Source organism: Methylorubrum sp. POS3, from assembly GCF_043352485.1.
Taxonomy (GTDB): Bacteria; Pseudomonadota; Alphaproteobacteria; order Rhizobiales; family Beijerinckiaceae; genus Methylobacterium; species Methylobacterium suomiense.
The window spans coordinates 3,493,061-3,516,977 of sequence record NZ_JAPRBT010000001.1; the positions used below are offsets into that span (position 1 = coordinate 3,493,061).

Sequence of the window (23,917 nt, forward strand, 5' to 3'; positions counted from 1 at the left end):
GACGAACCCGGCCGGGGCCCCACATGACGGCCCTCCGCCCTCCGTGGCATTCCCCGAGAGGATCGGGCCGCATCGGCTTTTCTCCGAGAGCCGGCGCCCACCTTTCGGACCGATGCGCGAGCGCCCTAGGAAACCCCGACGAGATCCGCGATGCAGGCCGAGTCCCCTCCTGAATCCCCCGCCGCGTCCCCCACCCTCGACGACGAGACCATCGCCTTCGCCGGCCGCGTCTTCCAATATGCCCGGATGGGGCATGCCGAGGAGCTGGCCGGATTGTTCGCGCAGGGGCTGCCGGCCAACCTGCGCAACGACAAGGGCGACAGCCTCCTGATGCTCGCCGCCTATAACGGCCAGGCCGAGACCGCGCGGGTGGTGCTGGAGGCGGGCGGCGATCCCGAACTCGCCAACGATCGCGGCCAGACCCCGCTGGCGGGGGCCGCCTTCAAGGGCGAGGCGGGCATCGTCGAGCTGCTGCTCGATCACGGGGCGGCGATCGACGGCGCGGGCGACGGTTCGCGCACCGCGCTGATGGTGGCGGCGATGTTCGACCGCGTCGCCATCGTCGAGCGGCTGCTCGCCCGCGGTGCCGACCCGGCCCGGCGCGATGCCTCGGGGATGAATGCCGCGGACCTGGCCCGGCAGATGGGCGCGAAGGAGACCCCGGCCCTGCTGGAACGGGCGGCGGGCTGACCGGCGACGCGCCGGTCGCCGGACCGCCTTCCGGCGGCGCGATCGTCGTGTAGGATCGCGCCATGGCCCGGGCGGGACGATCCGGGCCGGGGAGGTCCGGCATGGGGAACGCGGTGGCGCAAGCGGTCGGGGCGATCGACCAGGGCACCACGAGCACGCGCTTCATCGTGTTCGACCGCTCCGGCGCCATCCTGGGGCAGGCCCAGCGCGAGCACGAGCAGATCTTTCCTCGCGCCGGCTGGGTCGAGCACGACGCGCGCGAGATCTGGCGCAACACCCGCACGGTGATGCGCGAGGGGCTGGTCCGGGCCGGGCTGGAACCGGCGGATCTCGCCGCCATCGGCATCACCAACCAGCGCGAGACGGCGCTCCTGTGGGATGCCGCGACCGGCGAGCCCCTGCACAATGCCCTCGTCTGGCAGGACACCCGCACCGACCGCCACGTCGCGGCGCTGGCCCGGGACGGCGGGCGTGACCGCTTCCGCGATCTCACCGGTCTGCCGCTGGCGAGCTACTTCTCCGCCTCCAAGCTCGCGTGGCTGCTCGATCATGTCGAGGGCGCGCGGGAGAAGGCCGAGGACGGGCGCGCCCTGTTCGGCACGATCGATTCCTGGCTGGTCTGGAACCTCACCGGCGGCGAGGAGGGGGGCTTGCACGTCACCGACGTGACGAATGCCAGCCGCACCCAACTCATGTCGCTCGCGACCCTCGACTGGGACGACGGGATGCTCGGCGTGTTCCGCATTCCCCGCGGGGTGCTGCCGAAGATCGTCCCGTCGAGCGGCGTGGTGGGCGAGACCCGCGACCCCTTCGCCGGGGTGCCGGTGGCGGGCATCCTCGGCGACCAGCAGGCGGCCCTGTTCGGCCAGACCTGCTTCGCCGCCGGCGAGGGCAAGAACACCTACGGCACCGGCGCTTTCGCCCTGATGAACACCGGACCCGAGCCGGTCGCCTCGAAGGCGGGTCTCGTCACCACGCTGGCCTACCGGATCGGCGACGAACCCCCGGCCTATGCCCTGGAGGGCTCCATCGCCATCACCGGCGCGCTGGTGCAATGGCTGCGCGACAATCTGGGGCTCATCCGCGAGTCCGGCGAGGTCGAGGCGCTCGCCCGCAGCGTCGAGGACAATGGCGGCGTCTACGTCGTGCCCGCCTTCTCCGGCCTCTACGCGCCGCATTGGCGCGACGACGCCCGCGGGCTCATCATCGGCCTCACGCGCTACGCCAACAAGGGTCACATCGCCCGCGCCTGCCTGGAGGCGACCGCCTATCAGACCCGGGAGGTGCTGGAGGCGATGGAGCGCGATTCCGGCATCACGCTCGGCGAGTTGCGCTGCGACGGCGGCATGGTCGTCAACGATCTCCTGATGCAGTTCCAGGCCGATATCCTCGATCGCGAGACCCTGCGCCCGAAGGTGTCGGAGACCACGGCCCTGGGCGCCGCCTACGCCGCCGGGCTCGCCACCGGTTTCTGGGGCAGCCTCTCGGACCTCAAGGACAATTGGGCGGTTGACCGGCGCTGGCATCCGCATCTCGACGCGGAGCGGCGCGCGGCCCTGTTCGCCGGCTGGAGCCGGGCGGTGGAGCGCTCCTTCGGCTGGGTGGAGGACGAGGCATGAGGCACGGGCGGATCGCGGCGGCACTCCTGACGATGACGATGACTTTCGGGATGGCGGACCCGGCTCCGGCCGCACCGCAGACCTATCCAGGCCAGCAGGAGGGTGACGTCGTCGTCAGGGACTTCCGGCTCACCGGTGGCGAGCGCCTGGAACAGGCCAAGCTCCACTACACCACCCTCGGCACGCCCCATCGCGGCGCCGACGGCGAGATCGACAACGCGGTGCTCGTCCTCCACGGCACCACCGGCACCGGGAAGAGCTTCCTGATCCCGACGCTCGGCCCCGAACTGTTCGGCGAGGGCGCCCCCCTCGACGCGCGCCGCTGGTACGTGATCCTGCCCGACGGGCTCGGGCGCGGCGGCTCGTCGAAGCCCTCGGACGGGCTCAAGGGCCGGTTCCCCCGCTACGGCTACGGCGACGTCGTCGAGGGCCAGCACCGCGTGGTCGAGGAACTCGGCGTGAAGCGGCTGCACCTCGTTCTCGGCACGTCCATGGGCGGGATGCAGGCCTGGATGTGGGGCATCCGTTACCCGCAGGCGATGGACCTGATCATGGCGGTGGCCAGCCAGCCGATCCCCGTGAGCGGGCGCAATGCCCTGTGGCGGCGCCTGCTGATCGAGGGCATCCGCTCGGATCCCGACTGGAAGGAGGGCGAGTACACGACGCAGCCCAAGAGCTTCGAGCGGATCCTGCCGATCTTCAACATCATGACCGAGAGCGTGCTCGGCCTCCAGAAACAGGCGCCCACCCGCGCCGCGGCGGACGCGGCCTACGACAAGATGGTCGCGGGCTACGACAACAAGGCCGACGCCAACGACTGGCTCCGCTGGTTCGACTCCTCGTTCGACTACGACCCGTTCCCGGAACTCGACAAGATCAGGGCCAAGGTGCTCGCGGTGAACTTCGCCGACGACGAGCTCAATCCGCCCCAGCTCGACGTGATGAACGCGGCCCTGGCCAAGGTGAAGGACAGCCGCTTCGTGCTGGTGCCGACCTCGCCCGAGACCCATGGTCACCAGTCGCTGCGCTATGCCGGACTGTGGAAGCGCCACTTGGCCGAGTTCCTGGCCGCGCCCGAGGCGAAGACCGAGGGGCCGAATACTCCGGAGGGGCCGGCGAAGCGGCCGGGGGATCAGAACTGACGGGGCAGGACGCCGGACGGGGCATGTCTCGGCTCCGTCTCTGTTGCTCTGCAAGCCTCGAAAGCGCTGCGGCTGCGGCGACGCCTCCTTCGTAGAGGGTATCCGAGCCGCGGCGCGGTCAATGGCAATCAAATGACACGTTTTCGATGCTCCGGATTCTAGAATAATAGTGCTGAGCGCCGCTCTCGCGACGGAAAATTAACTCTTCAAATCCTTAATCCGGCCCCAGGAATTGTTCCTGAACTCGACCGGATCCTCCATGCGCGTCTCCCTCAAAGCGGCCCTGGCCGGCTCCTTCAGCCTGCTCGCCGTCGTCGCGGCGGTTCAGGGCGGCCTCAGCATCGTCCGGTTATCGGCGATCGACCGGGAGGTGCGGGAGATCGCCGACAACTGGCTGCCCTCGGTCGGCCTGCTCGGAGACATCAGCACCGCGACCCGCGACGAGCGGGTGAAGACCTATCGCTACGTCTCGACCTCCGACACGCCGCAGCTGCTCGCCGAGAACGAGAAGAGCGTCCGGGCGAGCCAGAAGACGCTCGCCGATCTGCGCCGCGCCTACGAGCCGCTGATCGCCTCGCCCGAGGAGCGGGCGGTCTACGAGCGGTTCTCCGCCACCTGGGCCACCTATACGACCCGGCTGGAGGAGATCGTCGGCCTGATGCAGGCCGGGCGCAGGGCCGAGGCGCTGACCCTGCTCGCCGGGGCCGACACCCTCGCCCTGGCCCAGAACGCCACGCGGACGTTGCAGGAGAACCTCGCCCTCAACAAGCGCGGCGCCAAGGCCAGCGTCGACCAGGCCGTAGGCAGCGCGGCCTCCGCCGCCACCACCGCCTGGATCGCCATGGCGGTGACGCTGCTCGCGGCGCTCATGGCCGCCCTGTTCGGCTGGCGCGGCATCTCGCGTCCGATCGAGAACATGACCGCGGCGATGGGCCGGCTCGCCGCGGGCGACGCCACCCTCGACGTGCCGGGCCGCGACCGCCGCGACGAGATCGGCGCGATGTCGGCCGCCGTCCAGGTGTTCAAGGACAACCTGATCCGTGCCCGTACGCTCGAGGAGGAGACCGCGCTCGCCCGCGCCGGAGCCGAGGCTCAGCGCAAGGCCGCCGCCCGCGACATGGCCGACGCCTTCGAGCGCGCCGTCGGCGGCGTGATCGGCGGTCTCTCGGCGGCCGCCACGGAGTTGCAGGCGACCGCGGAGCAGATGACCGCGACCGCCGCCCAGACGGCGGCCCAGTCCGGCACGGTCGCCACCGCCGCCGACGAGGCGGCCTCCAATGTCGGCACCGTCGCCGCGGCGGCGGAGGAACTCGGCGCCTCGGTCCAGGAGATCGGACGACAGGTCGACGGCTCGGCGGCCCTCGCGCAGGCCGCCGTCGGCGAGGCCGGACAGACCGCGATCCTCGTGCGCGACCTCTCCGACGCCGCCGCCCGGATCGGCGACGTGGTGGCGATGATCTCGACCATCGCGGGCCAGACCAACCTGCTCGCCCTCAACGCCACCATCGAGGCGGCCCGCGCCGGCGAGGCGGGCCGGGGCTTCGCGGTGGTCGCCGCCGAGGTGAAGGAGCTCGCCAACCAGACCGCGCGGGCGACCGAGGAGATCACCGGCCAGATCGGCCGCATCCAGGCCTCGACCGATCAGGCGGTGTCGGCGATCGACAGCATCGCCGGGCGCATCCGCGAGATCAGCGGCGTCGCCACCGGCATCGCGGCGGCGGTGGAGGAGCAGGGCGCGGCGACGCAGGAGATCGTCCGCAACGTCGCCCAGGCGGCGAACGGCGCGGGCGCGGTGACGGCCAACATCGCCGGCGTGGCGAGCGCGGCGGAGGAGACCGGTGCGGCGGCGAGCCAAGTGCTCGCCTCGGCAACCGAATTGTCGCGCCAATCCGAGCATCTCGGCGCCGAGGTCCACCGCTTCCTCGGTACCGTGCGGGCCGCCTGAGGCGGCCTCAGAAGACCGGCGCCTCCGCGGCGGGTTTGGGCGCCGGGGCCTTCTTCTTGCGCAGCCGGCTCCGCTTGACCGGCGGCTCCTCGTCGGCGGCGCGCGCCTGGATCGCGAAGGCGTGGAGATCGGCCGCCTGCTCCAAGCCAGGGTCCTGATCTCGGGCTTGTCCTTGCGTTTGGTTCTCGATCAGCGCGTAGAAGGCGGCGCGCACCACCTCCTTCTTGCTCGCTTCGGGATGCCGCTCGCGCACGGCAGCCAGCAGGTTCTTGGGCTTCATGCCCGCCGCCGCCACTGTGCGCAGCGTGGCCGCAATCTCGTCGATCGACGCCATCTCTCTGTCATCTCCGGGCCGCCGCCTCGCCCGGGCGCATCGGCATACCGGCTTAACATAAGCAGTGCGGGGCGGGTCGCTCAATCCTCCGCCCCGTGCGGTCAGGGCCGAAAGCCCTCGAACACCATCTGGTCGGCATGGGCCTCGGCGAGCGCCCGCTGCTCGGGGTTGCGCACGGTCCAGGTCATCACCGGCATCTGGCCGAGGCGGCGGCAGAGATAGGGCACCGGCCCCGGCAGGTCGCCGACGCGCCAGGACAGGAAGTCGGGCCGGCTCTCGTCGAGATGGAGCAGGCCCGACAGGGCGATGCGCTGCGCGGCCGTCAGTCGGTCGTATTCGGGATCGTCCTGGCTCGCCTCGGCGACGATGCCGCGGGGCACCGAGGGCGCGATCTCGGCCAGCGTCCCGACGATGCCGGGATCGAAGGATTTCAGCGCGATCGGCGCGGTGAACCCGGACACGACCTCCGCGGTGCGGCGGGTGAGCCGCCGGTCGCCGTCGAAGCGGCTCTTGATCTCGACCACCACCGGCACGCGCCCGCCGACACGGGCGAGGAACGCGGTCAGCGTCGGGATGCGCTCGGCGGTGCCGGCGACGGTCAGTGCGGCGAGGTCGGCGGCGCTCGTCGCGTCCACGGCGCCCTCGGTGCCGGTGAGGCGCCCCAGCGTCGCGTCGTGGAACACCATCGCCTCGCCGTCGGCGCTGATCTGCACGTCGCACTCGATGGCGTAGCCCGCGGCCGCCGCGGCCTCGGCGGCGGCCAGGGTGTTCTCGGGCACGCCGCCCGCGCGGTCGTGCAGGCCGCGATGGGCGATCGGCCGGGCGATCAGCCAGCCGGGCGCGTTGAGAGCGCGGCTCACGCGACCTCGAACATCGCCTCGACCTCGACCGCGGCGTCGAGGGGGAGTTCGGCGACGCCGACGGTCGAACGGGCATGGCGGCCCTTATCGCCGAGCACCGCGACCATCAGGTCGGAGGCGCCGTTCATGATCGGAGCCAGCCCGGCGAAGCTCGGCACGGCGTTGATGAAGCCGCCGAGCCGCACGCATTGCACGACGCCGCGGTCGAGATCGCCCACCGCCGCCTCGACCTGGGCCAGCACGTTGAGCGCGCAGAGCTTGGCCGCCTCGATCCCGGCCTCGTTCGAGACCTCGGCGCCGAGCTTGCCCTTATGGGCCTCGGACAGCTTGCCGTCGGGCCCGAAGCAGATCTGGCCGGAGATGATCACGAGGTTGCCCGAGCGCACGAACGGCACGTAGTTCGCGACCGGAGCCGCCGCCTTCGGCAGGGTGAGCCCCAGGGCCTTCAGGCGTTCCTTGACCGAGTTCATGCGCATGTCGCTCCTTGGGGCCGCTTCGCCGCCGGGGACGAAGCACGGGGGCGGGGCAGGGCGCAAGGGGGCTTCCCTCACGCCGTCACCGCGTCCCGCGCCGGCGCCCGGCTCTGAGAAAAGTCGTAGCGCAGATCGGCATGGGCCACCGTCGCCGGGCGGTGGGCGACGATGATGCGGGTCATCCTGAGGTCGCGGAGCGCCGCCGCGATGACCGCCTCGGTCGGCTCGTCCAGCGCGCTCGTCGCCTCGTCGAGGAACAGGATCTCCGGGCGCCGGTAGAGGGCGCGCGCCAGGATCACCCGCTGGCGTTGCCCCCCGGAGAGGGTCGAGCCCATATCGCCCACCAGCGTCTCGAAGCCCATCGGCGTGCGGGCGATATCCTCCAGGATGGCGGCGCGGGCGGCGCATTCGCGGATCCAGCCGGGATCGGGCCGCTCGTCGAAGCAGGCGATGTTCTCGGCGATCGAGCCCGCGAACAGGCCATCGTCCTGCATCACCCCGGCGATGCGGCCGCGATAGGCGGCGGTGCCCCCGGCGCGGATGTCGCGCCCATCGACCAGCACCGCACCCTCGCTCGGCGCGATCAGGCCCATCATCACCCGCATCACGCTGCTCTTGCCGCAGCCCGAGGGGCCGGTGATGGCCAAGCTCGATCCGGCCGGGACGGCGAGGTCGAGATCGCGGAACACCCAGGGCTCGTCCGCGCCGTAGCGCAGGGACAGGCCCGTCGCCCGCAGGGCCGCGCCGTGCCCCGCACCGGAAGCCGGCGCGGGGAGGGGGCGTGCGCCGGAATCCGGCGGGTCCGGCGTGGCGGCGGGCGGCGGCGGCGCAGCATTCTCCTCCGGCTCGGTCATCACGATATCGGCGAGCCGGTCGGTCTGGACGTTGAGCATCCTGAGCTGGAAGCCCGCCTGCATCAGGTTGCCGATGCGGGTCGAGAACTGGTCGCGATAGGCCAGGAAGGCCACGAGCATGCCGAGTGACAGCCGCTGGTCGATGACGGCGCCGGCTCCCAGCACGAGCAGGACGAGGCGGTCGGCCCCGAACAGGAACTCATTGCCGCGTCCGAACACGAGGTCGAGCCGCTGCAACCGCAGGCGTGCGTTGAGCGCCTGGACGAACTGGTTCATCCACACGCCGCGGCGGCGCTCGCGCAGGTTCAGGAGCTTGACGCTCGCCATGCCGCGCACGGTCTCGATGAAGTGGCTCTGCTGGCGGGCCTCCGCGACGAGCGCCTCCTCGGTTCCCTCGCGATAGGCCTTGTAGGCGATGATCCGAAGCCCGGCGTTGAGCGCGGTGGAGGCGAGCGCCACCAGCGCCAGCCAGCCGCCGTAGACGAACAGCATGATCAGCATGCCGATCGACATGATCCCGTCGAGGGCCGCCTGGACGAGGTCGGTGGTGAGTCCCTTCTGGATGGTCGCGAGCGACCCGAACCGGGAGATCACGTCGCCGACATGGCGCTTCTGGAAATAGTCGAGCGGCAGGCGCGAGAGGTGGTCGAACAGCGAACTCGACCATTGATAGTTCAGCTTCGAGCCGGTCAGCATGATCGCCCAGGTGCGGGCGACGCCGAGGCCCAGTTGCAGCAGGAGCAGCAGGGCGAGCCCGAGGCCGACCACGAGCAGCAGGTCGCGGTCGCCGTTCACGATCACCTCGTCGATGACGATCTGCGAGGCGATCGGCATCAGGATCGACACGAGTTCGATGCCGAGCGAGAGCGCCAGGACCTGCGCCATGGCCCCGCGGATGCCGGCCAATCCCCGGAACAGGTCGGGGATGCCGAACCGGCGCTCCGCCTTCTCTCGCACGAAGCTCTGGTTCGGCTGCACCTCCAGGGCCACGCCGGTGAACTCGCGGGAGGCTTCCGCGAGGCTCAAGCTGCGGCGGCCGCGGGCGGGGTCGTGGATGACGATGTCCCGGCGCCGAACCTCGGCCAGCACGACGAAATGGTTGAGGCCCCAATGCAGGATGCAGGGGGTCCGCAGGCGGCCGAGATCGTCGAGCTCGACCCGGAGCGCGCGCGTCGACAGACCCATCGTGCCCGACAGGTCGATCAGGTTTCTGAGTGTCATGCCCTTCAGCGAGAGGGCGTGGCGCGCCCGCATCGTGCCGAGATCGATGGCGCGGCCATGGTAACCCAGCACCATGGCCAGGCACGCCATGCCGCATTCCGCGGCCTCGGCCTGGAGCAGGACGGGCAGGCGTCGGCCGAAGCCGAATTTGAGATCCGCGATCAGGCTCACCGGATGCCTCCGCCCGTGACGAGATCGATGCTGCGCTGGACGTGATTCAGCGGGTCGAGCAGCCAGCGGTAGAGCGGGCGCTTCTCGAGCGCGATATCGGCCTCGACCCGCATGCCTGCCTCCAGCCGCCGGGCCTCGCCGTAGGCGACCACGCTGTCCGCGTCGGGGCGCACGACGATGCGGTAGACGCCGCCGCTCGTCCGCCTCGCGGCGTCCTGGCCCGGGGCGGGGACGGCGTTCCCCTCTTCGAGCGGCGCGCGGGTCACCTCGGTGACGCGCCCGGCATAGAGGCCGAAGCGCTGGAACGGGAAGGCGGCGTAGCGCAGCATCACCGTGGCGCCCGGCTCGATGAAGCCGATGGCCGAGGAATCGACGTAGAGATTGGCCTGAAGCCGCCCCTCGCTCGGCAGGAGCGTGAGCAGGCTCGCGCCCGCCGCCACCGTCTGCCCGGCCTGCGCCCGGATCGAGGTGAGGATGCCCCGCTCGGGCGCCCGCACCTCGATGGCCCGGCGCGCCTCGCTCTCGGCCCGCTGCTGTTCGAGCTGAGCCGCGGTGCGGTCGAGTTCGGCGAGGTCGCGGGCGAGCGTCTCGTCGTAGGTCGCGAGCCTCGCCCGCAGGTCGCCGAGCTTGCCGGAGACCTGCAGGCCGTTCTGGCGGAACTGGGCGAGCTGCGAGGTCGCCTGGAGATAGAGGTAGTTCTGGCTCTGGAAATCGGCGGCGCGGGCGAAGCCCTTGGCCACCGCATCGGCAAGTTCCTGGGCGCGGGTCTTGAGCGGCGGCACCAGCTTCTCTTGGAGTTCGACCTGCTCGGCGACGCGGGCGCCCTGCTCCTCCAGATTGGCGATCTGCTCCGTGAGGCCGCGCTTCTCGGCCTCGGCCATGGCGGCACGGGCCGTGCGCTGGCGCTCGACGCTGTCGCGCTGAAGGGCGAGCTGGGCGATCACCCGCTCCTGGGTGGGGCCGCTCGCCGAGACCGCGTCGAGATCGATGGTGAAGAGGAGCTGTCCGCGCTCGACCCGGTCGCCCTCCTTCACACCCGAGGCGCTGACCCGGCCCGCGAGCGGGCTCGCCACGGTGATGAGCCCGACATCGGGCGCCAGCAGCCCGTCGGCGTGGACGCGCCGGGTATAGGTGCCGAGCCAGATGAAGAGGCCGACCGCCACGACGAATCCGAGACAGAGCCCGACCACGATCCGGATCGGCAGCGGCTGGACGACCTGCGCCTCGCCCAGCCACGCGCTGCGACGGGCCTCGGCGACCTCCTGGCGGAAGAGGGGCGCGTTCATCGCTCGGGGCTCCCGAGCGCGATTCGGCACTTTAAGCCTGCGTTATTATGGCGCAGATCTGCAAAAAAATGACGATGCGACAAGTGGTTAGCTCGTCGATGCCCCGTTGCGCGAGAGACGCGGGCGATCAGGTCAGTTTTTGATCCCTCGATGCGGGGCCCGCGACCTTTCGTCAGCAGGGGCCGAGCGCATCCGCCGTCAAAAACTCCGAAGAGGGAAGGGCAAGATATGTCCACCGGCCGTAATTCCGAACGGTCTGGAGCAGTTATAGGCGACGACAAGGGTTGCCTCCCGAGACAATATCCGTACTTTTAACAGCAGAGCCGCGCAACACGCAGCTCTTATTCCACAGGAAGACAAAAATACAGAACGTCTTTCTACGAATTTCCGACACGCAGGAGAAAACCATGCAGCAGAACATTGACACCATCCGCGAGCTCAACGCTGCGGAGCTGGATCAGGTCGGCGGCGGTCTGTCTCTCGGCCTCAATCTCGACCTGAGCAAAGAGTTGGGTGCGGTGTCCGGCACGATCGATCAGGTGGGTGGTCTCGCCGGCGGTGCGCTCGATACGATCCTCGGGGCTGCCGGCGGTACGCTCAACACGGTTCTCGGTGCTGTCGGCGGTCTCCTCGGCAAGTAAAAGCGGGTTTGGGCGCCCCTGGAATCTCCGGAGTTCATCGGCCCATCGGCGACGAACTTGGCTGTTCCGGCGACAGGCGCCCTGCCTCGGATGCTCCCTGGAACCGGCGACATTCGCCGGTTCCAGGGAGACACGAGATCGATCGCAGCCGCATTTTGAACGGCATGTCGCATCGCGAAGGATCGCTGCGGCCTCCGTTCCGGAAGACGGAGGGCGATGCCTTGGTCGTCAGATCTGCCGTCGACGCATCAGCAAAGCGGTCTTCGAAAGAAGGTGGGCGGCACCCTGCTCTGTCCGACGAACAGATCGGGCGTCTGCGTGCTGTCATATCCGAGCGGATCGACCGGCCCTTGACGCTCCGCGACCTCGCTGGCGCGGCCGGTCTGAGCGAGAGTTACTTCGTACGAGCCTTCAAGAGATCGTTCGGGGTGACGCCGTATCGTTACGTGCTGTGCGAGCGCGTCGCGCTGGCTCAGTCCCTCATTCGCTCCGGCGGGGCTTCCCTGAGCGAGGTGGCCCGGCGCTCCGGTTTCCCCGATGCCCGTCGGATGGGGCGTACGTTCCGGCAATTGGTTGGCCATTCTCCAACCCGCATGAAGCGCGAAGGATGAAACGGGAATCGGCAAACGTTAACGACAATGGCCGCTCATCCGTGTTCGCGCCGACTGATTTCCTAAGGGCGCTCGCTTCGGCGCCGATGGACCATAGACTGAGAGGATATCGGTACCGGCCACAGAGACCGTCGAGGAGTGCCGGGCGTCACCGGACGCTGGGTAGGCCCCATGATCCGGAGCGATGCGAACGATGAGCGTGCCTTTCGCCAATGGCAGCGTGCATGGTGAAATCAGCGCGCTGCCCGACATCGTGTTCGGACAGATCGTCGCGAGCGGGATCGACAGTCTCACCTTCATCGATTTCGGTTTTCACCTGCCCGGGCACAGCACGCACAGCGTCACCGGGCTGCTTGTCGGGACATGGCAGAGCGAGTCGCTGACTTTCCAGGAAGAGAAGGCCGGCAGCGGCATCTACGAGGAAAATGCAGGCGGCACGTTCGTCCTGCGTCCGCCCGGCTTCGCCGGCCGGACGGAATGGAACGGCCAATGCCGGGGGCGTTACCTCGTCTTCAGTCCGGAGGCCGTCGAGCGGAAGATCGAGGCACCGGTCGGGCAGCTCGATATCGGCACGACGACCTGCAGCCTGTCCGATCGAATGACGGTCTTTCACCTGTTGACCGCCCTCGGCCTGGCGGCCGCCGACCGTGACAGTCCCACGGACGCCTTGCTGATCGACAGCGTGGCGCTCGCGGTCTTGCGCGCCTGCGGCGTGGCGCCGGGCGCCTCGCCGCGCAAGACCGCACTCACGGCGCGGCAGGTGCGCCGCATTCGCGATCTCGTCGCCGATCGGATCGGCACGCCGCTGTCGCTCGGCGAGATGGCCGAGGCGGTGAGCTTGAGCGAAAGTTACTTCGTGCGCGCCTTCAAGGGCTCGTTCGGCATCACGCCCTACCAGTACGTCCTGCGCGAGCGCGTGGCGCTCGCCCAATCCCTGATCCGCTCCGGTACCGTCACGCTCAGCGAGGCGGCGAGCCGCGCGGGCTTCCCCGATGCGCGGCGCATGGGCCGCACCTTCCGCAAGGTCACCGGCCGCTCGCCCACGGCGGCGGCGCGGTAGCACGGCGCCTGATCCGGTCTCGCCGCATCGCGTGCGAGATCAAGAGCAGGACTGAGCCGGCAAAAGACGGGGCGTGATCAGGGTTGCGACAGGTCGAGACGCCCGCAACGTTGCGGATCCCCCCTTTTCCAGTGTAATCGCGACCGTGCCGCCCGCATCCCGAGGCGGCACTTTCGTTTGGAACGCTCTTCGTTCTTTTGCCTGAGGAAGCCGGATGACCGCGACCTCCGCCCTGTTGCCGACCTATGCCCGCGCGCCGCTCGCCTTCGAGCGCGGCGAGGGCGCTTGGCTCGTGACGGAGCGCGGCGAGCGATATCTCGATTTCGGCGCCGGGATCGCGGTCAACGCGCTGGGCCACGCGCACCCCCACCTCGTGGAGGCGCTGACCACCCAGGCGCAGAAACTCTGGCACACCTCGAACCTGTTCCAGATTCCGGAGGGCGAGCGGCTGGGGCAGCGGCTCGTGGACGCGACCTTCGCCGACGTGGTGTTCTTCGCCAATTCCGGCGCGGAGGCGAACGAGGCCGCCATCAAGATGGCGCGCAAGTACCACGCCGTCGGCGGTCACCCGGAGCGCTACCGCATCGTCACCTTCGAGGGCGCCTTCCACGGGCGCACGCTGGCGACGATCGCGGCGGGCGGGCAGCAGAAATACATCGACGGCTTCGGCCCCAAGGTCGAAGGCTTCGATCAGGTGCCGGTCGGCGATTTCGAGGCGCTCGAGGCCGTGATCGGCCCGGAGACCGCCGCCCTGATGATCGAGCCGATCCAGGGGGAGGGCGGCCTGCGGCTGATCCCCGGCGAGACCCTGCGGCGGCTCCGCGCGCTCTGCGACGCGCACGGCCTGCTGCTGATCATGGACGAGGTCCAGACCGGCGTCGGGCGCACGGGCAAGTTCTTCGCCCATGAATGGTCGGGCGTGACGCCGGACATCATGAGCGCGGCCAAGGGCATCGGCGGCGGCTTTCCGCTCGGCGTCTGCCTCGCCACCCGCGAGGCCGCCCGCGGCATGGTCGCGGGCACGCACGGCACGACCTTCGGCGGCAACCCGCTCGCCATGGCGGTGGGCAATGCCGTGCTCGACGTGGTGCTCGGCGACGGGTTCCTGGCCCATGTCGAGCGGATGGGCCTCCTGCTGACGCAGAAGCTCGCCGGCCTCGTCGACCGTCACCCGCACGTCTTCGTCGAGCTGCGCGGGCAGGGCCTGATGCGCGGCCTGAAGCTCAACCTGCCGAACACCGAGTTCGCCGCCGCCGCCCGGGCGCGGCACCTGCTGGTGATCCCGGCGGGCGACAACGTGGTCCGCCTGCTGCCGCCGCTGATCGTCGGCGAGGCGGAGGTGGACGAGGCCGTGACTCGGCTCGAGGCCGCGGCGACCGATCTGGAGGCGCAGATGCGCGGCGCGGCCTGAAGGGCTTTTCCCGGAACGCGCCGAAGCGGCGTGTCCCGGGGCCCCGGCCTCCCCGCGAGCGAAAATCGATATGAGCACGACCCTGAACGGCAGCGGCGCCCAAGCCGCCCCCACCGACGTCCGCCACTTCCTCGACCTCAAGGATTTCTCCGCCGAGACCCTGCGCGGCATCCTCGATTCCGGCGCGGCCATCAAGCGCGCGCGGGTGAAGGGCCGGCAGGCCGAGGAACGCCCGCTCACCGGCAAGACGCTGGCGATGGTGTTCGACCGGCCGTCCACCCGCACCCGCGTCTCGTTCGACGTCGGCATGCGCGAGCTCGGCGGCGACACCCTGATGCTGACCGGCAAGGAGATGCAGCTCGGCCGCGGCGAGACGGTGGCGGACACCGCCCGCGTGCTCTCGCGCTTCGTCGACGCGATCGTGATCCGCACCCTCGACCACGCGCTCATGCTCGAACTGGCCGAGCATGCCGAGGTGCCGGTGATCAACGCCCTGACCAAGGTCTCGCATCCCTGCCAGATCATGGCCGACATCATGACCTTCGAGGAGCATCGCGGGCCGATCAAGGGCCGTACGATCGCGTGGTCGGGCGACGCCAACAACGTGCTGGCGAGCTGGGTCCATGCCGCGGCCCGCTTCGACTTCACCCTCACCGTCGCCGCCCCGAACGAGCTGGCGATGCCGCCGGCCCTCGTCGCCTGGGCCGAGCGCGAGGGCGCGCGGGTCCACGCCACCACCGACGCCACCGAGGCGGTGAAGGGGGCGGATGCCGTCGTGACCGATTGCTGGGTCTCGATGGGCGACGACGACGAGCATTTCCGCCACAACCTGCTCTCGCCCTACCGGGTCGACGCCGCCCTGATGGCGCACGCCGCCAAGGACGCGATCTTCCTCCACTGCCTGCCGGCCCATCGCGGCGAGGAGGTCACGGCGGAGGTGATCGACGGCCCGCAATCGGTGGTGTTCGACGAGGCCGAGAACCGTCTGCACGCCCAGAAGGGGATTCTGGCATGGTGCCTGGAGGATGAGCGGTAGCGCGCCGGCCGTCCTCCTCCCCGCGAGGGGAGAGAGGGACCTTCCGGATCAGCCGGCCTTGGCCCGCGCCAGGAATTCCTCGTAGGCGTCCGCCACGGCCTCCGTCCGCTCGAAATGCGGGAAGGCTCCCGTCGGCAGTCGCCGGACCGTCCAGTTCGGGCGGCCCACGACCTCGCCGACATGGCGGTAATCCACGAAATCGCCCCGCGCGCCGTGGACCATGAAGATCGGGAGCGTCAGCGCCTCGTAGACCCGCGTGGTGTCGTCGGGGAACAGGTAGCCCGCGATGAACGAGAACGGCGCGTGCTCGGCCCCCGGCTGGTGGGCCGAGAGCTGGTCGTAGGCGAAGAGCCCCTCGTCGATGTCGCGGCTGCCCCAGGTCTTCTCGAGGAAGAAGCGCATGCTCGGGGCGCTCACCAGGGCGTCGAAGAGCGGCCGCCCCCAGAGCGGGAAGCGGACGATCCGGCGCGTCGCGGCGCTGCCGCGATGCGCGTCCAGGGGCCCGCGGCCCGAAAGCCGGGCATCGAACCCCGTCGGGCTGATCAGGCCGAGGGTGGAAAACAGGGCCGGCCGGTCGAGGGCGGCGCGGGCGAGGAAGGCGCAGGACAGGGACAGGGCGACGGCGTCGATCGCCCCGCCGCCGTGGCGGCCGGAAATCTCGGCCGCCGCGTCGAGGATCGCGTCGGCCATGAGGCGGGGCGTGTAGACGCGGTCGGCCCGCTCGGACGAGCCGAAGCCGGGCAGCTCCAGGGCGTAGACGGGCCGCGACCCGCGAAACCGTTCGTAGAGCGGCCGGACCTCGTAGGCGTTGGCCGCCGCGTTGATCGAGTGGATCAGGAGGAGCGGGCGGCCGGCGCGCGCATCCGCCGCGTAGAGGCCGACCCCGCCGGCGCGCGTGCGCAGGCGCGTCCGCCGCCCCGGCAGCGCCGGGGGGAGGGGGGCGCTCCGATTGAGGCCGAGATGGCTCCAGGCGATCCAGGCGCCCGCCGCCGCGAGCGGCAGCAGGGCGGCGGCCTTCAGGGCCTTGCCCCGCCCGACCGATCTCCGTGTCCGATCCACCGATGGCCTCCGGGCCGAAGCATCGTCCTGGATCGTATCCAGGACGATGCTTTGGGTTCTTGTGCCGCATCGGCTTTTCCGAAAGCCGGTTCCCGCCTTTCGGGCCGATGCTCCAGCAATGTCCGGCGACAACGCGAGGCGGAGCGGAGGTTTCCCGTTACCTAGGCCGCACGAAACAGGACCGATGGTCCCGTTTCGTGTCTCCGCGCGGGGGCGATCGACGATGACCGGAGCATCGTCGATCGGTGTCAGGCCGAGGCCAGCGGCTTCGACACGTCCTCCAGCGACTTGCCCTCGGCCGCCGTGCCGTAGAGCCCGCCGACGACCGCCGCGACCGCCATCAGCGCGGCCCCGACCAGGTAGCCGACCAGCACCCACTCGCGCGATCCGGTCTCGACCAGCGAGCCGAACAGGAGCGGGCCGGAGACGCCGCCGATGCCGGTGCCGAGGGCGTAGAAGGCGGCAATCGCCAGCGCCCGGATCTCCAGGGGGAAGGTCTCGGCAACCGTGAGATAGGCCGAGCTGGCGGCGGCGGATGCGAAGAAGAACACCACCATCCAGGCCGCGGTCTGGCCCACGGGGCCGAGGATGCCGAGTTGGAACAGGTAGCCGACGGCGGCCAGCAGCACGGCCGAGATGCCGTAGGTCGCCGCGATCATCGGGCGCCGGCCCACCGTGTCGAACAGGCGCCCCAGCAGCACCGGCCCGAGGAAGGAGCCCAGGGCGAAGGGCAGCAGGTACCAGCCGACATCGCCGCCGGGCACGCCGTAGAAGCGCTCCAGCACGAGCGCGTAGGTGAAGAACAGGGCGTTGTAGAAGAACGCCTGGGCGATCATCAGCGCCAGGCCGACCAGCGTCTGGCGGCGGTTCGTCACGAACATCGCCCCGGCCACCTCGGAGAGCGGGGTGTGGCTGCGGACCTTGAGCCGCAGGTGCCGCCCCGCCTCCGGCGGGGGCAGGGTGATGCCGTCATCGGTGAAGCGCTTCTCGATGCCGGTCACCACCCGGTCGGCCTCCGCGGCGTAGCCGTGGGTGACGAGCCAGCGCGGGCTCTCGGGAATCCAGGTGCGCAGGAGCAGGATCACGAGGCCGATCCCGCCGCCGACGAAGAAGGCGACGCGCCAGCCCCAGGCTGGATCGATCACCTCCGGCCGCAGCAGGGCGATCGACAGGAACGAGCCGAGCGCCGCGCCGATCCAGAACGAGCCGTTGATGACGAGGTCGGTCCAGCCGCGCACGCGGGCCGGGATCAGCTCCTGGATGGTCGAATTGATCGCCGTGTACTCGCCGCCGATTCCCGCCCCGGTGAGGAAGCGGAACAGGCAGAAGCTGGTGATGTCCCAGGACAGGCCCGTGGCCGCGGTCGCCATCAGGTAGAGGGCCAGCGTGATGAAGAACAGCTTCTTGCGCCCGATCCGGTCGGTGAGCCAGCCGAAGCCGACCGCGCCCGTCACCGCGCCGACGAGGTAGGAACTCGCCGCCAATCCGACGTCGAACTCGGTGAAGGCCATCGGCTCTTTGCGGAGCGCGCCGACGAGGGCGCCGGCGAGCGTCACCTCCAGCCCGTCGAGCACCCAGGTGATGCCGAGGGCGACGATGACGAGGGTGTGGAACCGTCCGAAGGGCAGCCGGTCGAGCCGGGCGGAGATGTCGGTGTCGATGACGGTCCCGGCCGCCACCCGCTCGGGCGTCGCAGCCCCGGCCTGACCTTCCGCTCGGCTCGCCATTGGCCCCCCGTTTACCCTGAATCCAGACAATTGTTCGCAACCGCCGCCTGGGCGTGGTGCGTATTCATGTCCGGCAACGCTTGGATGCGCGAAATGGCCCCATCCCCAGGGCCCGAAGCCATGCATTCTCCCGCCAGAGCCTTCTCGAGAGCCGTCTTCCTGCCGCTCGCCGGCCTCGGCGCGGTGCTCGCCGCCTCGGCCCTGGCCTCGGATCGGCCGGATGCGTCCGGCGCCGAACGCTGGTCGCTGCGGCCGGTCCGAACTTCCGTGCCGGCCTCGGCCCCCGTTCTCGCTCCAATCCCTGCCCCGGTGCTGCGGGGCGCCAAGGCGATCCCGCTCTCGGACTTGCCCGGCGAGCGGCGCTCGGTGCGCATCGTCTACCAGGGCTACGGCCCGATCACGGTGGCGTCCGAGCGCTGACGCGGGTGTCTCGAATTCAATCCGGTCGATCCTTCGGGATACCGGATGTGGGCTTCGCTCGAGCGCCGGATCAGGCCGGCCCGATCAGGGCGTAATCCCCCCGCCGCAGCCGCCTTGTCTGCCGGCGATAGGATGTGGCCGTGCCGGGCCAGAGGGTCCGGTTGCGTCCCGCCGCGTCGAGATACCAGCTGCCGCAGCCGCCGCGCGCCCAGATGCTGTCGGCGAGGCGGGCGTCGATCGCCGCGCGGACCCGCGCCTGCGCCTCCGGCCGCACCTCCAGCGCCCGGCCCGGTTGGTCGCGCAGCCACGCCAGCGCCCCGAGCACGTGCTCGACCTGCGCCTCGACCATCGCCAGGACCGAGTTGTGGCCGAGCCCGGTATTCGGCCCCAGCAGCAGGAACAGATTCGGGAAGCCCGTCATCGCGACGCCGTGGAGCGCGTCCGCCCCGTCGCGCCACGCCTGGGCCAGGGTCCGGCCGCCGCGCCCGACAATGTCGAGCCGGTCGTAGCTGCCCGAGGGGGAGAAGCCGGTGGCGAGGATCAGCACATCGAGGGGGTGCTCGGTCCCGTCCGCGGTGACGACGCCCCCGGGTCGCACCGCGCGGACGGGCTCGGTGACGAGGCTCACGTCGGGCCGTCCGAGCGCCGGGTAGAAATCGTCCGACAGGAGCACCCGCTTGCAGCCGAGCCGATAGGACGGCGTCAGCCGCCGCCGCAGGTCCGGATCGGCGATCGCGGTCCTGAGGTGGAACCGGGCCAGCGCCTCCGCCACGGCGGTCAGCCACGAGACGCGGGTGAAGCCGAGGAGCGCGGTCAGCTCCCGCCGCCAGAACAGGCTGGCCCGGTAGAGCCGGCGCAGGGCCCCGATCCGCAGAAACGCCTTCGCCCCCGCGGAATAGGGACGGTCGTGGCGGGGCAGGATCCAGGGCGGATTGCGCTGGAACACGGTGAGATGGGCCGCCGTCCCGGCGATGGCCGGCACGATCTGCACCGCGCTCGCCCCCGTGCCGATCACGCCGACCCGGCGCCCCGCCAGCGTGCGGCGATGGTCCCACTCGGCGGAATGGAAACAGGCCCCGGCGAAACCGTCGAGGCCCGGCAGGGCGGGCCGGGCGGGCTGGTGCAGGGCGCCCACCGCCCCGACGAGGACCCGGGCGACGAGGAGGCCCCGGTCGGTCTCGACTCGCCAGAGGCAGGACGCGGCGTCGAAGCTGGCCCGCCTTACGGTCGTGCCGAGGCGCAGGCGATCCCCCAATCCGTTCTCGGCCACGAGGTCTTCGAGATAGGCCTGGATCTCGCCCTGGGCGGGGAAGAGCCGCGACCAGCCGGAGCGCGGCGCGAAGGACAGGGAGTAGAGATGGGCGGGGACGTCGCTCGCCGCGCCCGGATAGGTGTTGTCCCGCCACGTGCCGCCGATCCGGTCGGCCTTCTCCAGGATCGCGAAGCGGGAGAAGCCTGCCCGGTCCGCCCGGATCGCCATGGCGAGGCCGGAGAAGCCCGCGCCGACGATGATCAGATCGAGGACGGGCGCGCTCACGCGGCGGCCTCCGCCTCCGGCGCCGCGCCGAGCGTAGCGCGGAGGAAGGTCGCCGCCTCGCCCAGCGAACGGTGGGCCTCCGGCAGGATGCTCTCGGCGAGTTGCCAGGCATGCGGCACCACCGGGAACACCGTGAGCGAGACCGGCACGCCGGCCGCGCGGGCCTTCTCGGCGAGCCGTAGGGAATCGTCGCGCAGGATCTCCCGGGTGCCGACATGGATCAGGAGCGGCGGCAGGCCGGACAGGTCCGCCTCGATCGGCGAGGCGCGGGGATCGGCCGGATCCGCGCCCGCAAGGTAGGTCGGCACCAGCCTGGCCAGCGCCTCGGGGCGGAGCATCGCGTCGCGGCGCGCATTCGTGCGCAGCGAGGGGCTGCGGCCGATGAGATCGGTGGCGGGGGAGAACAGGGCCGCGCCCGCGGGCCGCGGCAGGCCGAGCCGCCGCGCCTCGATCATCGTGGCGAGCGCGAGGTTGCCGCCCGCGGAATCCCCCGCGATGGTGGCCGGTCCCCGGCCGGACAGCGCCGCCCAGGCGGCGGTGCAATCCTCGACCGCTGCCGGGAAGGGCTGCTCCGGGGCGAGGCGGTAATCGGGGGCGAACACCCGGAAACCGGCCCGCGCGAAACGGCCGGTCACGGGGCGATACAGCCGGGCCGAACAGGCGATGAAACCGCCGCCGTGGATGTAGAGCAGGGTGGGGCGCCGCTCCGGCCCGTCCTCCCCCTCGGCCCATTCTCCCGGCACGCCGCCGAGTTCGCCCGGGGTGAAGGCGACGCCCGGCGGCGGCCGGAACGTGTCACGGTCGAAGGCCCGGCGGATCGCCGCGATGTCGGACTGGCCGCTGAGGCGCGCCTTTACGGCGAGCCGCACGGCAATGTCGTAGAAATGCGCCCGCAGGCTCGCCATGCTCGACCTCGCTCACCCTTCGTCCATGCTCCGGCGGATCAACGACCAGTAGCGCACCGGCATCAGGCGCTGGATCAGCAGCGCCCGGCGGGCATCTTTCCCGATGACGACGCGGCGCTCGCGCCGTTCGATGCCGCGCAGGATCGCGGCGGCGGCGACCTCCGGCTCCATCGTCAGCAGGCGCTCGAAGGCAGCGAGGCCCTGGGTCGTGGCCGCCGGATCGAGCGTGCGGGGCAGGCGGGCATTGCGGGCGATGCGGGTCGCCACGCCGCCGGGATGGACCAGCGTGACGCCGAGGCCGGTGCCCTCGTATTCGTGGGCCAGCGCTTCCGAGAAGCCGCGCACCGCGAATTTGCTGGCCGCGTAGGCCGCCTGCCCCGCCGGCGCGATGATGCCGAACAGGCTCGACAGATTGACGATCTGGGCCTGCGGCTCGGCCCGCAGCAGCGGCAGGCAGGCATGGGTGAGGCGCATCACCGCGTGGAGATTCACGTCCATCAGCCACGCCACGTCGTCGAGATCGGTCTCCTCGAAGCGCCCGGCCAAGGCGACGCCGGCATTGTTGACCAGCAGATGGAGCCCGCCATGACGGGACTGGACCGCGGCGGGCAGGGCCGCGATGGCCCCCGCATCGGCGAGGTCGAGGGTGTGCTCGCTCACCGCGACGCCCTGGGCCCGGGCCGACGCGGCCACCGTGGCCAGACCCTCGCCGTCGCGGTCGGCCAGCGCCAGGGCGCAGCCGCGCGCGGCGAGCGCCCGGCTCAGCGCCGCGCCGATCCCGCTCGCCGCCCCCGTGACGAGGGCGGTGCGGCCTCCGACGACGAAGGAGCGCGCCATCACCCCCGCGCCCCCGGACGGCCCCGCGCGGGGCGAGGGAGACGAGGGGAACAGTGAGGGGGAGGGGACACGAGCAGACAAGCGGGCAGGGCAGCGTCTCCGGCGCGAAGAAGTCCAGGTCGGGCCAAAGCCTGCCGGCGTCAAGCCAACGAATGGGGAAGGCGGCTTGGCAGGGGGGCGGCCTGATCGGCGCTGCGTTTCGGAGGCTCCCTGGATTTGCGGTCCTGCACTCGCTACCTCTCTCGGCAACCCGGCCGATGAAGGGGAGCACGACCGATGCGTGATACCGCCCTCCGCCTCGAAGACTTGGTGACATCCGACCCCGCTATCATGGGCGGGCGGCGCGTGTTCCGGGGCACGCGCGTGCCCGTCGAGGTCCTGTTCGAGAACCTTGCTGACGGCTTGTCTCTCGACGAGATTCTGGAGACCTACGAGAGCCTCGACCGCGGCGACGTGGTCGCCATGCTCGAAATCACGGCCGACTCCCTCGCCGCGCCGCGTGCCGCTTGAGATCCGATGCGCGTCGTCATCGACGAGGGCGTGCCGAGGCAACTCGTGCAAGCTCTGACCGAGCGTGGCATCGACGCCGTGCGCTTTCCGCGCAATTGGATCTCGTTGAGCAATGGCGCGCTCATCCGCGCCTGCGAGGCCGCGGGCTTCGACATGCTCGTCACCAATGACAAGAACATTGCCGATCAGCAAAGCCTTCACGGACGGCGCTTGACGGTCGTTGCTCTGCCGCACAACCGGCGGCGCGCCATTTTGGAACGAGCGGACGATGTCGTTGACACGTTGCGCCGTGCCGGCCCTGGCGAGCACATCGTGATCGAGATCGATGGCACGCGGACCGTTCGCCGGCTGGTCGCAGGCGAGCTCATCATCGAGCGGCTCCCCGCGCTCCCGAATTTCCAGTACTGACGGCGACTGTCCTCATCGGCCGCCATTGGTGGCTCAGGCTCTGGCCAGCCCTCGATCGACCCGATGCGCGTCGTCGATCCGCTGCTCGCTCGACGAATGTCCAGACCGATCTTCGCCTCCATCCGCCCCCCGGTATTCGGATATCCCACGTGCCATCAGACCCTGACCGGCGACGCGGCTCCGCGGTCACCGCCTACGCGATCCTGACCTTCACGGCGCTGCTCTGGGCCGGCAACGCGGTGGCCGGGAAATGGGCGGTCGGCGAGGTGTCGCCGCAGGCGCTGACAACCCTGCGCTGGGCCTTCGCCTTCGCGCTGCTGGCGGTGATCGCCCGCCGCCAGGTCGCGGCGGAATGGCCGCGCCTGCTGCCGCGCTGGCGCTACGTGCTCGCCATGGGGGCGAGCGGCTACACGGTGTTCGCGAGCCTGTTCTACGCGGCGGGCGCCCACACCACCGCCCTCAACGTCGCCCTGATCCAGGGGGCGGTGCCGATCTTCGTCATGCTCCTGAACTTTCTCGTCCGCGGCGCGGGCGTGCGGGCCGGGCAGGCGGCCGGCGCGGCCGTCACGCTGGCGGGCGTCGCGGTCGCCTCGACCCACGGCGATCTCGACGCGCTGCGCACCCTGACCTTCAATCTCGGGGACGGGCTGATGCTCGCCGCCTGCCTCGTCTATGCCGGCTACACCGTGGCGTTGCCGTCGCGGCCCGCGGTGTCGGGGCTCGTCTTCTTCACCGGGCTGGCGCTGGCCGCCCTCCTCTCCTCGCTGCCGCCACTCGCCGTCGAATGGGCGGCCGGGCGCTTGATCTGGCCGACGCTTCCCCTCGGCTGGCCCCTCGTCGCCTTCGTGGCGCTCGGGCCATCGCTCCTCGCGCAGCTCTCCTATATCCGCGGCGTCGAGCTGATCGGTCCGAACCGGGCAGGCCTGTTCGTCAATCTCGTGCCGGTGTTCGGAGCGGGTCTCGCCGTGATGCTCGCGGGCGAGCCGTTCGATGCCTTCGACGGCGTGGCCCTCGCCCTCGTCCTCGGCGGCATCCTGATCGCCGAGACCGCCGGGCGGCGGGCATCGGTCCGTGGAGGGAAAACCAAAGGTTGTGGTGATGAGGCCACAGGTTAGGCGCATCCATCGGCTATGACATCCGCGAATCACCGAAGCCGAACT

At 70.7% G+C, this 23,917-nt stretch carries 23 protein-coding genes; 13 read left to right on the forward strand and 10 right to left on the reverse strand.

Annotated elements, in window-relative coordinates; translation table 11 throughout:
• Positions 1–150 precede the first annotated feature (150 nt).
• From OWC43_RS16175 to OWC43_RS16190, 4 genes are all read left to right on the forward strand, one after another.
• On the forward strand, positions 151–690 hold the full coding sequence (locus OWC43_RS16175) for an ankyrin repeat domain-containing protein (RefSeq protein ID WP_393957408.1): 540 nt from the start codon (positions 151–153) through the stop codon (positions 688–690).
• 113 nt (positions 691–803) lie between these two features.
• The gene (glpK, locus tag OWC43_RS16180; RefSeq protein WP_137830333.1) at positions 804–2,309 is read left to right on the forward strand and encodes a glycerol kinase GlpK; all 1,506 of its coding nucleotides are present in this window, start codon (positions 804–806) and stop codon (positions 2,307–2,309) included.
• Complete coding sequence (locus OWC43_RS16185; protein WP_393957409.1) at positions 2,306–3,451, forward strand: alpha/beta fold hydrolase; 1,146 nt, start codon at positions 2,306–2,308, stop codon at positions 3,449–3,451. Before glpK ends, OWC43_RS16185 begins: the two co-directional genes overlap by 4 nt.
• Positions 3,452–3,710: 259 nt before the next feature.
• Positions 3,711–5,396, forward strand: coding sequence for a methyl-accepting chemotaxis protein (locus OWC43_RS16190; protein WP_137830319.1), 1,686 nt, complete (start codon positions 3,711–3,713; stop codon positions 5,394–5,396).
• Between the two features lie 7 nt (positions 5,397–5,403).
• Here OWC43_RS16190 and OWC43_RS16195 read toward each other — a convergent pair whose 3' ends face one another.
• The 5 genes from OWC43_RS16195 to OWC43_RS16215 all read right to left on the reverse strand — a co-directional run bounded on the left by OWC43_RS16195 (position 5,404) and on the right by OWC43_RS16215 (position 10,595).
• The gene (locus OWC43_RS16195; RefSeq protein ID WP_393957410.1) at positions 5,404–5,730 is read right to left on the reverse strand and encodes a hypothetical protein; all 327 of its coding nucleotides are present in this window, start codon (positions 5,728–5,730) and stop codon (positions 5,404–5,406) included.
• A 101-nt stretch (positions 5,731–5,831) separates the two neighbouring features.
• Positions 5,832–6,590, reverse strand: a complete 759-nt coding sequence (locus tag OWC43_RS16200) for a glycerophosphodiester phosphodiesterase family protein (RefSeq protein WP_393957411.1) — start codon at positions 6,588–6,590, stop codon at positions 5,832–5,834.
• Positions 6,587–7,060 carry a RidA family protein gene (locus OWC43_RS16205; protein ID WP_137830321.1) on the reverse strand — a complete coding sequence of 158 codons (474 nt, stop codon included), beginning with the start codon at positions 7,058–7,060 and terminating at the stop codon, positions 6,587–6,589. Before OWC43_RS16205 ends, OWC43_RS16200 begins: the two co-directional genes overlap by 4 nt.
• A 77-nt stretch (positions 7,061–7,137) precedes the next feature.
• Positions 7,138–9,309 carry a peptidase domain-containing ABC transporter gene (locus tag OWC43_RS16210; protein WP_393957413.1) on the reverse strand — a complete coding sequence of 724 codons (2,172 nt, stop codon included), beginning with the start codon at positions 9,307–9,309 and terminating at the stop codon, positions 7,138–7,140.
• Entirely contained in the window at positions 9,306–10,595 is a 1,290-nt protein-coding gene (locus tag OWC43_RS16215; protein ID WP_393957414.1) for an HlyD family secretion protein, read from the reverse strand. Before OWC43_RS16215 ends, OWC43_RS16210 begins: the two co-directional genes overlap by 4 nt.
• Positions 10,596–11,002: 407 nt before the next feature.
• On the opposite strand from OWC43_RS16215, the gene OWC43_RS16220 reads away from it, so the two are divergent.
• The 5 genes from OWC43_RS16220 to argF all read left to right on the forward strand — a co-directional run bounded on the left by OWC43_RS16220 (position 11,003) and on the right by argF (position 15,354).
• A complete protein-coding gene (locus tag OWC43_RS16220; RefSeq protein WP_393957415.1) occupies positions 11,003–11,236 on the forward strand; it encodes a hypothetical protein in 234 nt (77 codons plus the stop codon).
• 164 nt (positions 11,237–11,400) lie between these two features.
• Entirely contained in the window at positions 11,401–11,847 is a 447-nt protein-coding gene (locus OWC43_RS16225; protein WP_393957416.1) for a helix-turn-helix domain-containing protein, read from the forward strand.
• A gap of 193 nt (positions 11,848–12,040) precedes the next feature.
• On the forward strand, positions 12,041–12,907 hold the full coding sequence (locus OWC43_RS16230) for a helix-turn-helix domain-containing protein (protein ID WP_393957417.1): 867 nt from the start codon (positions 12,041–12,043) through the stop codon (positions 12,905–12,907).
• 214 nt (positions 12,908–13,121) lie between these two features.
• Complete coding sequence (locus OWC43_RS16235) at positions 13,122–14,318, forward strand: aspartate aminotransferase family protein (protein WP_137830327.1); 1,197 nt, start codon at positions 13,122–13,124, stop codon at positions 14,316–14,318.
• Positions 14,319–14,388: 70 nt separating this feature from the next.
• Complete coding sequence (argF, locus tag OWC43_RS16240) at positions 14,389–15,354, forward strand: ornithine carbamoyltransferase (RefSeq protein ID WP_393957418.1); 966 nt, start codon at positions 14,389–14,391, stop codon at positions 15,352–15,354.
• Positions 15,355–15,402: 48 nt separating this feature from the next.
• Here argF and OWC43_RS16245 read toward each other — a convergent pair whose 3' ends face one another.
• Together OWC43_RS16245 and OWC43_RS16250 are read right to left on the reverse strand one after the other, a co-directional pair.
• Positions 15,403–16,413 carry an alpha/beta fold hydrolase gene (locus OWC43_RS16245; RefSeq protein WP_393957419.1) on the reverse strand — a complete coding sequence of 337 codons (1,011 nt, stop codon included), beginning with the start codon at positions 16,411–16,413 and terminating at the stop codon, positions 15,403–15,405.
• A gap of 248 nt (positions 16,414–16,661) precedes the next feature.
• The gene (locus OWC43_RS16250; RefSeq protein WP_393957420.1) at positions 16,662–18,140 is read right to left on the reverse strand and encodes an MFS transporter; all 1,479 of its coding nucleotides are present in this window, start codon (positions 18,138–18,140) and stop codon (positions 16,662–16,664) included.
• A 120-nt stretch (positions 18,141–18,260) separates the two neighbouring features.
• On the opposite strand from OWC43_RS16250, the gene OWC43_RS16255 reads away from it, so the two are divergent.
• The gene (locus OWC43_RS16255; protein WP_393957421.1) at positions 18,261–18,560 is read left to right on the forward strand and encodes a hypothetical protein; all 300 of its coding nucleotides are present in this window, start codon (positions 18,261–18,263) and stop codon (positions 18,558–18,560) included.
• 70 nt (positions 18,561–18,630) lie between these two features.
• Here the strand turns inward: OWC43_RS16255 and OWC43_RS16260 are convergent, their stop codons facing one another.
• The 3 genes from OWC43_RS16260 to OWC43_RS16270 are packed head-to-tail and all read right to left on the reverse strand — an operon-like array spanning position 18,631 to position 21,839.
• A complete protein-coding gene (locus tag OWC43_RS16260) occupies positions 18,631–20,097 on the reverse strand; it encodes a flavin-containing monooxygenase (protein WP_393957422.1) in 1,467 nt (488 codons plus the stop codon).
• Positions 20,094–21,002 carry an alpha/beta hydrolase gene (locus OWC43_RS16265; protein ID WP_393957424.1) on the reverse strand — a complete coding sequence of 303 codons (909 nt, stop codon included), beginning with the start codon at positions 21,000–21,002 and terminating at the stop codon, positions 20,094–20,096. Before OWC43_RS16265 ends, OWC43_RS16260 begins: the two co-directional genes overlap by 4 nt.
• A 12-nt stretch (positions 21,003–21,014) precedes the next feature.
• Complete coding sequence (locus tag OWC43_RS16270) at positions 21,015–21,839, reverse strand: SDR family NAD(P)-dependent oxidoreductase (protein WP_393957425.1); 825 nt, start codon at positions 21,837–21,839, stop codon at positions 21,015–21,017.
• 276 nt (positions 21,840–22,115) lie between these two features.
• Between OWC43_RS16270 and OWC43_RS16275 the strand changes: the two genes are divergently transcribed.
• The 3 genes from OWC43_RS16275 to OWC43_RS16285 all read left to right on the forward strand — a co-directional run bounded on the left by OWC43_RS16275 (position 22,116) and on the right by OWC43_RS16285 (position 23,872).
• A complete protein-coding gene (locus OWC43_RS16275; protein ID WP_393957426.1) occupies positions 22,116–22,349 on the forward strand; it encodes a DUF433 domain-containing protein in 234 nt (77 codons plus the stop codon).
• 6 nt (positions 22,350–22,355) lie between these two features.
• A complete protein-coding gene (locus OWC43_RS16280) occupies positions 22,356–22,757 on the forward strand; it encodes a hypothetical protein (protein ID WP_393957427.1) in 402 nt (133 codons plus the stop codon).
• 149 nt (positions 22,758–22,906) lie between these two features.
• A complete protein-coding gene (locus OWC43_RS16285) occupies positions 22,907–23,872 on the forward strand; it encodes a DMT family transporter (protein WP_393957428.1) in 966 nt (321 codons plus the stop codon).
• Positions 23,873–23,917: the final 45 nt, after the last annotated feature.

What these genes read in the sequence shown, in the direction of transcription:
- OWC43_RS16175 (WP_393957408.1), top strand. Translation starts at nt 151, where the DNA reads ATGCAGGCCGAGTCCCCTCCTGAATCCCCCGCCGCGTCCCCCACCCTC.
- OWC43_RS16185 (WP_393957409.1), top strand. Translation starts at nt 2,306, where the DNA reads ATGAGGCACGGGCGGATCGCGGCGGCACTCCTGACGATGACGATGACT.
- OWC43_RS16190 (WP_137830319.1), top strand. Translation starts at nt 3,711, where the DNA reads ATGCGCGTCTCCCTCAAAGCGGCCCTGGCCGGCTCCTTCAGCCTGCTC.
- OWC43_RS16195 (WP_393957410.1), bottom strand. Translation starts at nt 5,730, where the DNA reads ATGGCGTCGATCGACGAGATTGCGGCCACGCTGCGCACAGTGGCGGCG.
- OWC43_RS16205 (WP_137830321.1), bottom strand. Translation starts at nt 7,060, where the DNA reads ATGAACTCGGTCAAGGAACGCCTGAAGGCCCTGGGGCTCACCCTGCCG.
- OWC43_RS16215 (WP_393957414.1), bottom strand. Translation starts at nt 10,595, where the DNA reads ATGAACGCGCCCCTCTTCCGCCAGGAGGTCGCCGAGGCCCGTCGCAGC.
- OWC43_RS16220 (WP_393957415.1), top strand. Translation starts at nt 11,003, where the DNA reads ATGCAGCAGAACATTGACACCATCCGCGAGCTCAACGCTGCGGAGCTG.
- OWC43_RS16225 (WP_393957416.1), top strand. Translation starts at nt 11,401, where the DNA reads ATGTCGCATCGCGAAGGATCGCTGCGGCCTCCGTTCCGGAAGACGGAG.
- OWC43_RS16230 (WP_393957417.1), top strand. Translation starts at nt 12,041, where the DNA reads ATGAGCGTGCCTTTCGCCAATGGCAGCGTGCATGGTGAAATCAGCGCG.
- OWC43_RS16235 (WP_137830327.1), top strand. Translation starts at nt 13,122, where the DNA reads ATGACCGCGACCTCCGCCCTGTTGCCGACCTATGCCCGCGCGCCGCTC.
- argF (WP_393957418.1), top strand. Translation starts at nt 14,389, where the DNA reads ATGAGCACGACCCTGAACGGCAGCGGCGCCCAAGCCGCCCCCACCGAC.
- OWC43_RS16250 (WP_393957420.1), bottom strand. Translation starts at nt 18,140, where the DNA reads ATGGCGAGCCGAGCGGAAGGTCAGGCCGGGGCTGCGACGCCCGAGCGG.
- OWC43_RS16255 (WP_393957421.1), top strand. Translation starts at nt 18,261, where the DNA reads ATGCATTCTCCCGCCAGAGCCTTCTCGAGAGCCGTCTTCCTGCCGCTC.
- OWC43_RS16265 (WP_393957424.1), bottom strand. Translation starts at nt 21,002, where the DNA reads ATGGCGAGCCTGCGGGCGCATTTCTACGACATTGCCGTGCGGCTCGCC.
- OWC43_RS16270 (WP_393957425.1), bottom strand. Translation starts at nt 21,839, where the DNA reads ATGGCGCGCTCCTTCGTCGTCGGAGGCCGCACCGCCCTCGTCACGGGG.
- OWC43_RS16275 (WP_393957426.1), top strand. Translation starts at nt 22,116, where the DNA reads ATGCGTGATACCGCCCTCCGCCTCGAAGACTTGGTGACATCCGACCCC.
- OWC43_RS16280 (WP_393957427.1), top strand. Translation starts at nt 22,356, where the DNA reads ATGCGCGTCGTCATCGACGAGGGCGTGCCGAGGCAACTCGTGCAAGCT.